Source organism: Pedobacter rhizosphaerae, from assembly GCF_900111155.1.
GTDB lineage: Bacteria > Bacteroidota > Bacteroidia > Sphingobacteriales > Sphingobacteriaceae > Pedobacter > Pedobacter rhizosphaerae.
The window spans coordinates 22,705-38,157 of record NZ_FOGG01000025.1 but is presented as its reverse complement, the minus strand read 5'-3'; the positions used below and the strand labels follow the sequence as shown (position 1 = coordinate 38,157).

The 15,453-nt window shown below is 41.7% G+C and carries 11 protein-coding genes; 9 read left to right on the top strand and 2 right to left on the bottom strand.

The genetic code is table 11. From position 1 onward, the window contains the following. Positions 1-194: 194 nt before the first annotated feature. From BMX11_RS17585 to BMX11_RS17575, 3 genes are all read left to right on the top strand, one after another. Positions 195-908: a DUF92 domain-containing protein gene (locus BMX11_RS17585; RefSeq protein ID WP_090886655.1), complete on the top strand. Its 714-nt coding sequence runs from the start codon at positions 195-197 to the stop codon at positions 906-908. 460 nt (positions 909-1,368) lie between these two features. Next, positions 1,369-1,680, top strand: coding sequence for a hypothetical protein (locus tag BMX11_RS17580; RefSeq protein WP_090886653.1), 312 nt, complete (start codon positions 1,369-1,371; stop codon positions 1,678-1,680). A gap of 115 nt (positions 1,681-1,795) precedes the next feature. After that, positions 1,796-2,263, top strand: a complete 468-nt coding sequence (locus BMX11_RS17575; RefSeq protein ID WP_090886651.1) for a hypothetical protein — start codon at positions 1,796-1,798, stop codon at positions 2,261-2,263. Between the two features lie 298 nt (positions 2,264-2,561). On the opposite strand, the gene BMX11_RS17570 is transcribed toward BMX11_RS17575, so the two are convergent. Then, a complete protein-coding gene (locus BMX11_RS17570) occupies positions 2,562-3,266 on the bottom strand; it encodes a response regulator transcription factor (protein WP_090886649.1) in 705 nt (234 codons plus the stop codon). A 15-nt stretch (positions 3,267-3,281) separates the two neighbouring features. Next, positions 3,282-4,718 (bottom strand): sensor histidine kinase, encoded by a 1,437-nt coding sequence (locus tag BMX11_RS17565; protein WP_090886647.1) that lies wholly within the window; start codon positions 4,716-4,718, stop codon positions 3,282-3,284. Positions 4,719-4,972: 254 nt separating this feature from the next. On the opposite strand from BMX11_RS17565, the gene BMX11_RS17560 reads away from it, so the two are divergent. The 6 genes from BMX11_RS17560 to BMX11_RS17535 all read left to right on the top strand — a co-directional run bounded on the left by BMX11_RS17560 (position 4,973) and on the right by BMX11_RS17535 (position 15,421). Continuing rightward, positions 4,973-6,382, top strand: a complete 1,410-nt coding sequence (locus BMX11_RS17560) for an alpha-L-fucosidase (RefSeq protein WP_090886645.1) — start codon at positions 4,973-4,975, stop codon at positions 6,380-6,382. Positions 6,383-6,741: 359 nt separating this feature from the next. Continuing rightward, positions 6,742-9,984 (top strand): SusC/RagA family TonB-linked outer membrane protein, encoded by a 3,243-nt coding sequence (locus tag BMX11_RS17555; protein WP_090886643.1) that lies wholly within the window; start codon positions 6,742-6,744, stop codon positions 9,982-9,984. Positions 9,985-9,995: 11 nt separating this feature from the next. After that, complete coding sequence (locus BMX11_RS17550; protein WP_090886641.1) at positions 9,996-11,921, top strand: RagB/SusD family nutrient uptake outer membrane protein; 1,926 nt, start codon at positions 9,996-9,998, stop codon at positions 11,919-11,921. A gap of 18 nt (positions 11,922-11,939) precedes the next feature. Continuing rightward, positions 11,940-13,205, top strand: a complete 1,266-nt coding sequence (locus tag BMX11_RS17545; protein WP_090886639.1) for a DUF5000 domain-containing lipoprotein — start codon at positions 11,940-11,942, stop codon at positions 13,203-13,205. A 13-nt stretch (positions 13,206-13,218) separates the two neighbouring features. Then, positions 13,219-14,427, top strand: a complete 1,209-nt coding sequence (locus tag BMX11_RS17540) for a DUF4998 domain-containing protein (RefSeq protein WP_090886637.1) — start codon at positions 13,219-13,221, stop codon at positions 14,425-14,427. A 40-nt stretch (positions 14,428-14,467) separates the two neighbouring features. Further along, positions 14,468-15,421: a hypothetical protein gene (locus BMX11_RS17535; RefSeq protein WP_090886635.1), complete on the top strand. Its 954-nt coding sequence runs from the start codon at positions 14,468-14,470 to the stop codon at positions 15,419-15,421. The last annotated feature ends 32 nt before the right edge of the window (positions 15,422-15,453 follow it).

The following is a 15,453-nucleotide window of genomic DNA, read 5'->3' as shown; positions in this document are numbered from 1 at the left end:
CTAAGACTTATTCTCATTCAGGGTGAAAATCATATTCAAAATCTATTGAGAGATCTTATAAAAAATCTCGTCTTGCTGAACTCGTTTCAGCATCTTTAGGATAGACCCTGAAATGAATTTACTTTATAGCTTTATTAAGCTGCTACAATTTTAAAATATACTTTTTGGTAAAAACAATTCAAATATATTTGTGAATGTTCAATAGCGACATCCTTTTGCCCATTATCATAATTTCTGGTATTGCTTACAGTATCCTGGCTAAGAAACTGACCGTTCTTGCAGCTCTTACAGGTGGGGTATTGGCATCGCTCATTTTTATCGGTGCTGGTTACACAGGCGTTGCCATGATGACTACATTCTTTATCTTGGGGTCTGCGGCTACTTCCTGGAAACAGCAGGATAAACAGGGTTTTACTGTGGGAGAAGAGACCAAAAATGGTCGCAGCGCTTTGCAGGTGCTGGCGAATGCCGGAGCTGCTGCTATGGGCTGTGTGGTGATTATTTTTTATCCCGAACTGGGCCATTTCATGTTGCCGGCAATGGCAGCTGCTTTTGCCTCGGCTACAGCGGATACGCTGTCTTCTGAACTGGGAACGGTTTATGGGAAAAGGTTTCTAAATATTGTAACTTTCAAGCCTGACCGTTGTGGACAGGATGGCGTGGTCAGCCTAGAGGGTACATTGATTGGTATTGCTGGAAGCAGCATTCTGGCCATAATTTATGTCTTAGGTTACGGCTGGAACATCAACTTCTTCCTTATCATCATTGCAGGTACGCTGGGTAATCTTACTGATTCGTTGTTAGGGGCATTTTTGGAAAGGAAGGGTATAATCGGAAATAACCTGGTTAATTTTTTAAGTACAGTGGCAGCATCACTGGTAGCGTTGCTGTTGGATGCTCTTTTTTAAAGACAGCTATCTTGCCAGGACAAAAATAATTCAAAACTAGTTGTAGCTTCTCCAATGCTATTAAGTTAAGGAGAAAACTAAAATGGATTGTCAATCCTGAGCCTGTCGAATTCGGGCCGGAGAAAGACTGTGCAGGAGAGAAAAAATGTCAATCATATTGATTTATATGAAATAAATTTATCCTCAGACTGGCGAGCTCATGAATACCATTACAGTTTTTTACCTTCAACACCATGTTGAGCGATCATTTCAAGTTTATCACATCATTCGGTTTGGTTGTAAAAAGAAGGTGTAACTATTTTAGATCAAATAGAACGCTATGATAGGACAAATTTGTTTGTATTTTAGATATAGAAAAGAAAGGAAGACGCTAAAATTGTTTGAGCCAAAGGAGATAGGATAGGGATTCCTCAGTTTAATCTATTTAGCATTAAAGCTTTTTTATATTAAAAACGATCAAATGAAAATACCAATTACAAAATTTGTAAGCGCTACAGTTTTATTGGCAATTTTTGTGGTCAATATGATTTGGTGGTTTAGGGTTACTGACCGCTACAGCTCATTCGAAGACAGTAGAACAGCCTATTTATCTGCATTCCCTACTTTTTTACAACATCCTTTATTGTTAACTATAATTGCATTTATTGTTTTAATGATTTCGGGAACACTATTTTTGCAGACCAGAAAAGTAAAGCAGCTTAAAATTTTATCTATTGTAGGGTATTGCATCAGTTTCAGCTTTGCTTTTTGGCAATTGTTTTCCTTGATGTAAAAGGGGTTTTGTAGTGTATTAAATCAGTCAGTTATTCTTTAGAATTCTTAATTGATAGGGACTATTAAATAAATATGAATTAATCACTAAATTAGGTCCGAACCAAATGATTTGTATGAAAAAGATTAACCTGCTTTTTTTATGTTATGCTTCCATCTTCTGTGCCTGCAAACAGGAGCGCCCTAAAACAGAAGACCTATCGGAAAAATTAAAGGGAAGCTGGCAACTGCTATCTGCTACAACAACCGAGAAGGGAAAGCAAACCATTACCGACTTTACCAAAGATCAAAGTATGATCAAGATTATCAATGATAGCCATTTTTCATTTCTGAGGCATAGCTTATCTAAGCAGGCAGGAACGGGCGAAGGCTTTGATGCTGGTGGTGGGCGTTACAGCATTAAAGGAGATGCCTATACCGAATTTCTTGATTTTTACAAAGACAAAAACTGGGAGGGAAAAACCTTTGCGTTTAAAGTTAGCTTTGCCGGTGATACATTGATTCAGACCGGTATTGAAAAAGTTCCCGAAGCCGGAGTAGATCATGTAATTACCGAGAAGTATTTGAGGATTAGGGAAAAGTAGGGGGAGGTGATGTTAATTTTTAACCACCTTAGGCACCTTAGTTTCCAATTACAAAACCAGCTGAGATTAGGTAGTTATAAAATAACGAAAATGGTAGCCGATGTAAAATCGGGACAAGTTGTCGAAGACCTTCTTGATAAGTTGAAAACAAAAATGTATTGCCCTTCGACAGGCTCAGGATGACAATACATTTTAGTTTTCTCCTTAAGTAAATAGCAATGGTATTTTTTTGAAGAAGTTGACCGTTAAAAAGTTAGGCATCCAGCCCCATAACCCACAACCCGCAACTAAAAAAAGATTATTTTATCTTCAAAATATACCCCAAACCATACACGTTTTCTATACTAACCTGGGCCGATGCCTTAAAAAGTCTGCGGAGCCTGGAGATGAAAACTTCAAGGCTTTTGCCATTAAAATAATCATCATTTCCCCACAGGGCCAATAGGATGTCTTTTTTCTTTACTACCTGATTGATGTTGCCTGCAAGTTGATCCAATACCTCGGCCTCTCTAACCGTTAACGATATTTCTCTGCCATCAGGCATCAATACAAACAACTGATCTTTTTGGTACTTTAAATCTCCGATAGGAACAAAACCGGCACCAGGGCTTACCAAAGCTTTTGCATGGTTAGAAAACTTATGGATAATATTTCCTATCCTCAAAACCAGTTCCTCAATTTCGAACGGTTTAGCAATATAATCTATAGCGCCAATTTTAAGTCCGCGGAGCCGATCCTGCTTTTCATTATGTGCTGTTAAGAAGAAAAAGGGCTGGTTCGGGTTAACCTTAACCATTGCCGAAGCCAGGTCAAAGCCATTCATATCAGGCAATTGAACATCCACAATTACGAGTTTATTCTCCTGCTGGTTTTCACGGTAATATTCCAGGGCCTCTGTTGCGGTTTTAAACCATAGTACACTAAAGCCCCTTAATTTAAGGTATTCAGAGATGACATTGCCCAAGTCGAGTTCATCTTCAATTATTACAATATCATACGGCATACTCAAGCATTTAGTTTAATGATTTATAGTCTCAGATTCGATTTGTTTACCCGGAATATGCACCAGAAACTCGGTTCCCTTACCCAATTCTGTTTTTACCGTAATTGTCCAGCCATGAATATCCAAACATTGTTTAACATAATATAAGCCCAGTCCAAGACCGGGAACGTTAGTATCTTTGCTGGCACGAAAGAATTTATCGAATATTTTTTCCTTAACCGCATTATCCATACCCTTACCATTATCTTGAATGTGGAGGCAATAATTGCCCTGATGTTCGGTAATAAAAAGCACCGTTTTTTTAATTTCACGCTGGTTGTGTTTAAAGGAATTATCCAGCATATTCTGCAACATGGTGGTAAACACAAAAGGATCAATCATCATCAGTATTTCTGTACCGTGCGGGTCGAAAGTTAGGCTATGAGGTTCCTGAACCTTAATTCTATAATCGTTCACCAGGGTAAGTACAGCATAATTAAGATCTGTTTCTTCCAGATTGATATTCTTGTTAATTTCCGAAATTTCCAGCATTTGGTTAATGTGAGAATGAAGCCTTCTGGCCTGTCTTTCTACAATATGCACGAGGGTTTCTACGCGTGTTCTATCGTTAAGTACCTCTTCTTCGTGCAGGCTTTTGCTGGCCACCAATATGGTGGTTATGGGGGTGTTAAATTCGTGCTTAATACTGTTCAGGAAATCAGATTTAACATCGGTTTCCTTTTTTTGTCGCATCCAGCTGATGTAGGTATAATAATTAATACCCACAATAATGATAATGCACAGGGCAACCAGCAAAAAGGTGGGCAACATTTGATAGGCGACCTTTAACGTACGGCCTGGAGGGTCGACAAAAAGATTAAAGGTAATTCTATAATCGTAAACCAGCTTACCACTAACCGAAAGATTGGTAACCCTGTTTTGCGTATTCGGATCCCTTAACGTTCCACTAATTATAATCCCGTGAGGACTTTTCTGATTAGCCTTAAACAGCGTATCCGTTTTACTGTCGAAAATGGTAATGTTGCCAATAAGGGGATCAAAATTTACCTCAATAGATTGGAAGGTGAGCAGGTATTGCAGGTTGGAATCCAGACCGTTTCTTTTAACAATGGAGCGGAAAACACTGTCCATAGTGCTTTGCTGTTGCAGGTCTCTTAACAAGGTATCGCTTACACGCTGAGACAGTTTCTCAAATTCTTTTCTGTTAGTGAGGTATGTTCGCCGGAGTGCGGGCATATTTCTGGATAGTATGGAATCAATGATTCTTCCTCCACCTTTGTAAACTTTATCATCAGAAATACTGCGTCCATATTCATCATTAATCAGCGTTTTTTCCTTTAAACTGTAGTCTCTGTCTCTTAATACGTAAGAATTATACGTTAATCGGAGTTGTACCAAAAGTAAGATCAGAAAACTAACCAGTACTACAGACTTATATATGCGATCTTTCATGTTTATCCCTTAAAAATAGCTGTAATATTTAATAAATGCCATAACGTTAAGCTTTTGTTAGGTTTCTGTTACGTTTTCGTTCGATAAATTCTTTGGTTGTTGACTGTAGCTTTGAATAATGAAAATTTGGTGGCGCTCCAAAACCAAATCATGATTAATCATGGGGCGCTGTATCATATTTCAGTAAGTGCCTGGATTAGAGGTGCCCATACCAGCAAACAACACACAATAATAAACTACCAAAAAAAAGAAAAATGACCATTAGAAGGATTGTAGCATTACTACTTATCGTTTCAGGGACAGCATCCCTGTGCCCGGCACATGCCCAGCAGAAAGCAGCCACCAAACCATTACCAGAACTTCAACAAGAATTTGTAGATCTGGGCTTAGGCATGTTTATCCATTATGGTATGCCTACTTTTATGGATCAGGACTGGTCTGATCCAGATGCAGCGTTATCGCTTTTCCAATCGCCAAAGTTAGATGCAGATCAATGGGCAAAGGCAGCCAAATCTGCTAACATGACTTATGGTTGTTTAACCACCAAGCACCACAGCGGTTTTCCTATCTGGGATACCAAAACTACCGATTACAATGTTATGAACACGCCGTTAAAACGCGATGTGGTAAAAGAATATGCAAATGCTTTCCGTAAGAACGGTTTAAAGGTAATGTTGTACTATTCTATATTGGATACCCATCACGGTATCCGTCCGAACCAGATTACCCCGGCCAGTATTAAAATGATTAAAGAGCAGATTACAGAGCTATTAACCAATTACGGCGAAATTACGGCCTTAATTATTGACGGTTGGGATGCGCCATGGTCGAGGATTTCTTATGATGAAGTTCCTTTTGAAGATATTTATTACCTAATTAAATCGTTGCAGCCAAACTGTTTGGTGATGGATTTAAATGCCGCTAAATATCCAACAGAAGCACTCTTTTATACTGATATCAAATCTTACGAGCAGGGTGCAGGGCAGTTTATCTCTAAAGAACACAACAAGCTTCCGGCACTTGCCTGCCTGCCTTTGCAAGAAAACTGGTTCTGGAAAACCTCTTTCCCAACTACTCCGGTAAAAAATGTAACTGAATTGGTAAATAAATTTATTGTTCCCTACAACAGTGCATACTGCAATTTCATACTCAACGTAGCCCCGGGTAAAAATGGTTTGATAGATGACAACGCTGTGCAGGCACTTAAAGAAATGGGTAAGATCTATAAAAAGGCCGCAGATCTTCCACGCATACCTGCTTATGCAGCGCCCATCATCTCAAGTAATGTGGCCAAAAATGTTAAGAGCAACAGTAGCTGGAGCGACGATATGAATATTATGGATTTTGCTAACGATGATAATTTCAGGTCTAGCTGGTCTTCTAATTCAACGGTAAAATCGCCATGGTATGAGTTGAATTTCGAAAAAGCCATTCCCTGTAACATGGTGGTGTTAACCGCAGGAAACAACAGGAAGGCAAGCTATAGCTTACAGTATTATGCCAATGGAAAATGGAATCCACTCGAAGTAAAGAATGAAGGTGGGAAGAAGGTGAGCGTTTACAGGTTCGAGCGCATTTGGTGCGAGAAGATAAAAGTTACCATTAGTGATTTCGACAGCGCACCAGCCATTGCAGAATTGGGCGTATTTAACGAGCGTAGATAAGCGCATCGGGCAAGCCAGATCAGGTAATTGATCTGGCTGCTTTTATGGGTTATGGCATTGCCATTAACCTCAGCAAAAACCAAAATCTATTGTTACCAGGAACTTGTCGAAGGGCAATTCATTTTAGTTTAGACTTATCAAAATAGGTCTTCGACTTAAGCTTGTCAATCCTGAGCTTGTCGAAGGCTTTACTAAAAGTGTACTTAAACCGCTTCGACAAGCTCAACGTGACAGTTTTGATACCTCAGGCAGCAAACGTACTCCATAAAATAATCCATTTAAAAACCATAATGACCACAAATGAAGAAATAATATACTTTTTGAAGATCAATTAAACCCTAAACTACAAACCAAACTTTATGAACCAAATTTTTACAACTAAGTTAAGGCATATGCCTTATCTGGGGAATCTGTGGGTACTGCTGGCAGTATTTGGTACCTGCCTGCTGCTGATTGGCAGCCCCAGCTATGCGCAACAGGACGCAACCATCAAAATTTCCGGAACCGTTAAAGATAGCCTCGGTTTGGGCATACCCGGAGTAAGTCTTCAGGTAAAAGGAAAAACAGGCATGGGAACCATAACCGATGGCGACGGTAAGTATGTTTTAAATGTTACTGCCGGATCTACAGTTGTAGTCTCCTCGATAGGTTTCAAAGCCACATCCTTCATGGCCAGTGCCCAAAAAATCAGGGTAGATCTGGTACTGAGCTCAGATGACAATACGCTTTCTGATGTGGTGGTTACCGCCTTCGGAAAGAAGGAGCGCAAGGAAGCAATGGTAGGGTCAGTTACCAGCATTACGCCTTCCAAACTTAAAATTCCTTCCAGTAACCTCACCAATGCCCTGGCCGGGCAAATTGCCGGGGTGGTGGCTTACCAAAGGAGCGGACAGCCCGGACTTGATAACTCTACCTTTTTTATCAGGGGGGTAACGACGTTTGGTTACAAGCAAGATCCATTGATTTTAGTCGATAACGTAGAGCTTACCCCAACCGATTTAGCCCGTTTGCAGGTAGACGATATTGCCAGCTTCTCTATTTTAAAAGATGCCAGTGCAACGGCCTTGTATGGCGCCAGAGGTGCTAATGGGGTAATTTTGGTCACCACAAAAGAAGGAACAGAGGGGAATGCAAAAGTAAATGTGCGATTTGAAAATTCTATTTCACAGGCTACCCAAAACCTTAAAATTGCCGATCCAATTACCTTTATGAAAATGTACAATGAGGCGATTACCACGAGAAATCCCTTAGGAGTACCGAGATTTAGTCAGAACGACATTTACAACCGGGAGCAAACCTTAATGGGCGCACGGGGAAGCAATCCTTACGTTTACCCTGCAGTAAATTGGATTGATGAGCTTTTTAAGGAAAGCACCAACAACCAGCGACTAAATGGGAGCGTAAGCGGTGGTGGCAAGATTGCCAGATATTACATCGGTACTTCTTACAACCGCGATAACGGGATCTTAAAGGTGAGTCCGGTAAACAATTTCAATAATAACGTGAAGCTGGAAAACTATCAGCTCCGTTCCAACATCAATATCAATGTAACGCCAAGTACAGAAGTGGTATTAAGGCTTTCGGGTACTTTTGATGAGTATAACGGGCCTATCACCGACGACGGTTCTTTTTCTGCCGATCTTTACAGAAAGGCACTACATACCAGTCCGGTATTGTTTCCAGCCTTTTATCCGGCCAATCCCTCGTTAGGGATAGATTCGCATATCCTGTTTGGTAACAGTTCAACAGAGGGAACAGGAAATACGGTTGGTTTCTCCAATCCCTATGCAGATATGATGAAGGGATATAAATCATTTTCCAGATCGAGAATGTCTGCACAGCTGGAGCTGAACCAGGATCTTTCTTTCCTAACCAAGGGGTTAACCTTTAAAGGACTTTTTAACACCAACAGATATTCTTACTTCGACCTGACCAGACAGTATTCGCCGTTTTTTTACAATGTATCGTCTTATGACAGGATCAGCAATCAATATAGTTTAAACTGGATTAACAACCAGCCGGGTCAGGCCTCAGAATACCTGAGCTTTGAACCTGGATTTAAGGATATTAATACCTTTTTGTATATGCAGGCAGTGGTAGATTATGCAAAGCAGCTGGGTAGTAAGCATAACATCAGCAGTACCTTAATTGCCACCAGACAACAACGTTTGTATGCCAATGCGATAGATCCGGCAACAGGACTATCCAGCCTTCAATATTCGCTGCCTTACCGGAATGTAGGTTTATCGGGAAGGGTAGGCTACAATTATGATAACCGCTATTTTGCAGAATTTAATTTTGGATATAACGGATCAGAGCGTTTTGCCGAGAAGAACAGGTTTGGTTTCTTTCCAACCATCGGCGGTTCATGGGTAGTTTCTAATGAAGCTTTCTGGAATGGAGGTCTTAGATATGCGATTAATAAGCTAAAGGTACGCGCAAGCTATGGCCTGGTTGGAAATGATGCTATTGGTGCACAACGTTTCTTCTATCTTTCTAATGTTAACCTGAATGGCGGAAATCCGGCCTATTTCGGGCAAACTAATGGTGTAACACGCCCGGGGGTGAGTATTACCAACTATGCCAATGATGAGGTTACCTGGGAAACTTCCAGACAAACGAATATTGGTTTGGAGCTCACATTATTTAAAAGCCTCAATATTATTGCTGAAGTATACCAACAACACCGCTATAATATTTTAATGCAACGCGCTTCTATCCCTTCCAGTATGGGATTAGAATCTACCGTAAGTGCAAATTTAGGTACGGCAGATTCGAGGGGAATTGACTTATCGGCAGATTACAGTAAAACATTTAGAGGTGGATTTTGGATGTCGGGAAGGTTTAATTTTACCTTTTCTCAAAATAAATACGGGCAGTACGAACAGCCGGCGTATCGTGAGCCCTGGCGCCTTCTTTCCGGTCAGAAAATTGGGGTAAGATGGGGTTATATTGCCGAACGTCTCTTTGTTGATGACCAGGAGGCAGCAGCTTCGCCAAGCCAGCTGTTTGGAGCAGGCGCATCGGCACCTAAGGGTGGAGATATTAAGTATACCGATGTTAACAACGATGGAAAGATTACGGAAGCCGATCAGGTTTTTATTGGCCTGCCTTCGACACCCGAAATAGTGTATGGTGCAGGTTTGTCTATGGGATTTAAAAAGATCGATCTTTCCCTGTTTTTTCAGGGGGTAGGCCGTACCAGTTTCTTTATAGATCCATCGCAGGTTAGTCCTTTCTTATCCAACAGGCAAGTATTACAGCCTTTTGCCGATAGCCATTGGACAGAAGAGAACCAAAATTTATATGCGAAGTACCCGCGCTTGGGAACCACCTCTTCAGAGATCAGCAACAATCTTCAAACCAGCTCCTGGTGGATGAGAGACGGTGCCTTCATCAGATTGAAGTCGGTAGAACTGGGGTATACTTTTCCTGATAAATTGTCGAAAAGGGCATTCCTGTCTAACTGCAGAATCTATTTCAATGCGCTAAATCCCTTTACCTGGAGCAGGTTTAAGGATTGGGATCCTGAACTGGCCTCTAATGGCTTCAGCTATCCGATTCAGAAAGTATATAACATTGGAATCAACGTAAACTTATAAGGAGACCAGTAATGAAATCTAATTTTAAATTTATCATACTCATTGCGGTGATCTCGGGGATGGCCCTGTCCTGCAAGAAATACCTGGATGTAACGCCAGACAATGTAGCGACCATAGATTATGCTTTCAGAAACAGAAATGAGGCAGAGAACTATTTATTTACCTGTTATTCTACTTTACAGAATATGGGCCCATCGAATAGTGATGCCGCTTTTACCACTTCCGGAGAGATCTATTTTCCCAATACGCTAACCGAGGCAACCCTTGGCAGCAGGGAGGCAGAACAGGGGTTTCACCTCATCAGGGGTTTGCAAACTACCGATAATCCATCATTGAACTATTGGGATGGTGAACAACTTGGTCAACCCATATTTAAAGCAATCAGAAGGTGTAATATTTTTCTGGAGAATATCGATCGCCCGAAGGATTTGCCCCAATTTGAACGAAACCGCTGGATAGCCGAGGTAAAATTTCTAAAGGCCTACTATCATTTTTATCTGTTACGGATGTATGGCCCGATTCCTTTAATTAAACAAAACCTGGCCATAGATGCGGGTACAGAGGAGGTAAGGATAAAGCGCGAACCTGTAGATGCAGGTTTCGATTACATTGTATCGCTATTGGATGAAGCTACGCCCGATTTGCCACGTACCATTCAGGACCCGGCACAGAGCCTGGGCAGAATTACCCAAAATATTGCGTTATCGGTTAAGGCTGAGGTATTGACCACACAAGCCAGTCCGTTTTTTAACGGAAACCCTGATTACAAAGGCTTTAAAGATAAAGATGGGGTTAACCTATTTTCGAGTGCTTTTAATGCCGATAAATGGTCGAAGGCCATGCTGGCCTGTAAAGCTGCAATTAAATCATGTGAGGAAAGTAACCTGGGGCTTTATCGTTTTGTTTCACCAGGGAATTTACCAGCTATACCTGCACCTTTACAAACGGTAATGGACATCAGGCAGAGCATTACCGAAAACTGGGAAAAAAATTCGGAAGTGATCTGGGCGCTTAATCCAGTATTCGGTTTACAATCTATGGCCATGCCGAGGCTTACCAATGCCATGGTACAGAACATGGGCGGTGCACCGGGTAATTTTGCGGTGCCTATTGGTATGGCCGAACTCTTTTATTCTAAAAATGGTGTGCCAATTAATGAAGATCTTGGCTACGATTACAGAGGACGTTACACGGTTGCCGCTGTGGGTAGCGAAAGCAAATATTACCTCAAAAATGGCTATCAAACCATCAAAATGCACATGGATAGGGAAACCCGGTTTTATGCCGATCTATCATTCGATGGAAGCTGCTTTTTTGGTAACGGACAAACCGATCCGGAAAATATGCTTTTTGTACAGGCACGCGGCGGATCTTCGCTGGCGGGTCCGAAAGATAATATCAGGGTAAACGTATCTGGATACTGGCCAAGCAAACTGGTTAACTATCAGTCGGTTTTTGGAACTGAAGTTACCCAGGCAGGTTTCAGAATGCCGCTCATCCGTTTGGCAGGACTTTACTTGTTGTATGCAGAAACGCTTAACGAGGTAAACGGCCCTACAGATGAAGTTTACAGCTATATAGACAAGGTACGTGCCCGTGCAGGGTTAAAAGGGGTTAAGGAATCCTGGTCAACTTATTCATCCAATCCGGGAAAAGTTTCCAGTAAAGATGGCCTGAGGTCAATTATTCAGCAGGAAAGACGTATTGAACTGTGCTTTGAAGGAAGGATAGGCTGGGATCTCAGACGCTGGAAGATTATACAGGAGGTGCTGAGCAAGCCCTTACAAGGCTGGAATATTCAGGATACCACTCCTGAAGGTTATTACAGACAGCGGAATCTGGTTATTCCGGCATTCGGTTTAAAAGATTATTTATGGCCAATAAAGTATAATGACCTGATTGTGAATCCTAATCTGGTTCAAAATCCTTACTGGTAAATCCTTAAAAAGACAATTATGAAAAAGAGATTAAGACTATATAACAGTTTCTGCACCATGCAGCTCCTGGTAATGTTGTTGCTGGCCTGTTCGCTATACTCCTGCAAGGAAAGTGAGGGCTTTAACGAGGTTGTGTCTACAGATATGGCTAAGCCCGGTATATTGACCGGGGTAAAAGTGCAGAATCTTGCAGGTGCTGCTATTATTTCTTACGCACTCCCTAATTCGGAAAATTTGCTTTATGTACAGGCAGAGTACAGGATAAATTCGCGTACTGTGAGGCAATCCAAATCTTCGTACTATAGCGACACCATCAGGGTGGAAGGATTTGAAAAAAGCGGCGATTATGAAGTTACCCTTTATGCGGTATCTCGTGCAAATGTGAAAAGCGATCCGGTACAGGTACGTGTAACACCAGCCACACCATCTTATTTATCCGTATATCCAACAGTACAAATTCAGCCCGATTTTGGTGGGGTGAATGTGATAGCCAGTAACCCTGCTAAAAAACCAATTGGGGTGATTGTAATCTCCAATGATAAAACTACAGGGAAAATGTTGCCCATAGAACAGTTTTACACCGAGGCTGAAAATATCAACTTCAGCGTAAGGGGATTTGATACCTTGAAAAGAGATTTTGGAGTGTACGTAACCGATAGGTGGGGAAATATATCCGATACCTTATATAAATCTATCAGTCCGATTTTTGAGATTATGGTGCCAAAAACGCGATTTAGCGAATACAGATTGCCTTCCGATTCTCCATTGGGTGCTACCGGACTTGGCTGGAATACTTCCAGACTTTGGGATAACAACACTTCCGATCCTGGATGGCATACCGAAGCGGGCTTTGGTAAGGCACTTCAGCTTTGTACTTTCGACATGGGCGTACTCACCAAACTGAGCCGCTATAAACTGTGGGAAAGGGGAGAAGCTTATGGTAACGATTATTCTTATAACCATGGCAATCCAAAGGCATGGACACTCTGGGGCTCAGCCAAAACCGCTCCCGCAGATGCCGATTTGCCAGTAAACTCGGCCAAGGGTACCATGGTAGGCGACTGGACCAATCTGGGTAATTTTACTTGTCCACCACCCCCATCGGGCAATTCGCCAGGGCAAACCACACCTTTAGATCTGGCTGCGGTTAAGGCTGGATTTGAATTTAACATTGCGTTAGATGTGCCGAAGGTCAGATTTATCAGGCTTGCGGTGAACTCTACCTGGGGAAATGCAGATTTTGCCCACGTTATGGAATTATCTTTCTGGGGAAATACCAACTAAAATTTGATAGAAGATGACAACTAAAAATATAAACATTATTGTGATGGTTTTTATGGCCATAGCAGTATTATTCGGCTGTAGCAAGGATGCCCTTGATTACAGAAAATATCTGGATGGAAAAGAAAGAGTTTACCCGGGTTTTCCCGGCAAGGTTGGTGCAGCACCGGGAAATTACAGGGTGAGGTTAAACTGGAAGGCCAGTCCCGATCCGAGTGTAACCCATTACCGTATCTTCTGGAACAATTCGGCAGATTCACTGGAAATGAAAGCCCCGGATAGAAGTATTACTGATGTTTCGGTGATTATCCCCAACCTGGTAGAATACAATTACTCCTTTACCATCTATTCTTATGATAAGGCAGGCAACAAATCGGTTCCGGTGCAGGTTAACAATGTAAAGGTTTATGGCGATAGTTATAAAACGAGTTTAACGAATCGGTTTTTAGTGGCCGCAGATCCATATCAGCTGGACGACACTGGAATAACCTTAAACTTTGAAAAGCCCGATACCATAAATATTGCAACAGAAATACGATATACCTACAAGGATGGCAGTATTCAAAAGCGTTCGCTAGGCCCCGATGAGCATTCTATCAGGCTTGCCGATTACAAGGTAGGTACGAAGGTTTATTTTAGATCGGCCTACGTACCGGTAAGATCGGCGATAGATACTTTTTATACAGCAGATTTCGACTCCCTGAGCAATATCATGGTTCCTGTAGATAAGTCGTTGTTTAAGCCCTTAAAGCTAACTAATGATGTGGGTACTTATTCTGGCGAAACTTCACTTTCCAAGCTTTGGAATGGAAATAAGGCCCCTACAGGGTACCCGGATATTTTCCACAGCGATGACAAGACCCCAATTCCACATCATTTTACCTTTGATATGGGCAAAACGATATCCAACCTGGCACAATTTGAAATTATTGGTCGCGACTGCTGTAATAATCCAACCAAATTTGAGATCTGGGGAATTGCAGACCTGACAGGTGCCGAAACACAATCGCCTGGAAATTCTCCGGGATGGACAGCAGAATCAAGAGGACGGGGATGGACACTACTCAAAACCGTTGAACGGACCGATGATGGATCGGCACCCTTTAAAGTGATACTTCCAGCTGGATTGCCTGCCATGAGGTATATCCGTATTCGGGTATTGCAAGTGGCCAGTGGTGATGCTTATTACAGTAATATCAGTGAAATATCATTCTGGAACAGATAAACATTCTCTCTTAAAGATAAAGTAGGGAACTAATATAATTATGAAGAAAACAATTGCTAAAACGCTTATTTACACACTTATTCCTTGCTTTATTGGTGGTTTTGTTTCCAAATCTACAGCACAGGGAAATAGTCAATCCACTATTCCAAAAAGTACAATGCCACCAGACTCCATTTGGAAGGAGCATTGGTTTGAACATCAGGAGGAATTAAAACTGGTAGGAAGCAATCAACATGTGGCCGTTTTTTATGATAAAAATATGTCGCAGAAGGTTAAATGGCCAATTGCTGTAATGGCCGATTGCTGGTCTTATGTTAAGCGCAACTATGGCGATTTCGGAGCAGATCCGAAGCTTTACGTTATCCTGCACCGTTCTACCGGAAAGGACTATGCAGGCGGGCACCCATCGCCATTTTTTGATGCAAGCCATGATTATAGAAATGTAATTGATTGCGGATTAACCCACTGGGACAGCCCTACCGGAGAGCAGATTGGTATGCCGGTTCATGAGATGGGGCATATTGTAACCAGTGCCAGTCATGGAACCAAAGGTTCGCCTTCTGATGTATTGTGGGGAGACAGTAAATTTATGGAGATCTTCAATTATGATGTGCTCCTAAATATTGGAATGACTGAGGAAGCGCAAAAGGTATTTACACAGATGCAAACGCAGTATGATGATTTTCCGAGATCGGGCACGCAGTGGTTTAAAAATTGGTTTTTCCCCATTTACAGCAAATATGGAGAAGGGAAGGTGCTGAACAATTATTTCTTGTTGCTGGCACAAAACTTTCCGAAGCGCAGGGATGGGCGTTACAGCCGAAACCTCAACTTCGGTGAGTTTATTCACTTTTGGAGCGGGGCATCGGGGGTAAACCTACAGGAAGTAGCTGAAAAGGCGTTTGGATGGCCTCCAGAATATGATCTTCAATTTAAACAGGCCCAAAAGGATTTTCCCAGGTTGCCGTATAAAATTGGAAGTGCTACGAGATAATTTCAGGAGGCTTCCATAGTTAAAGTTTTTCC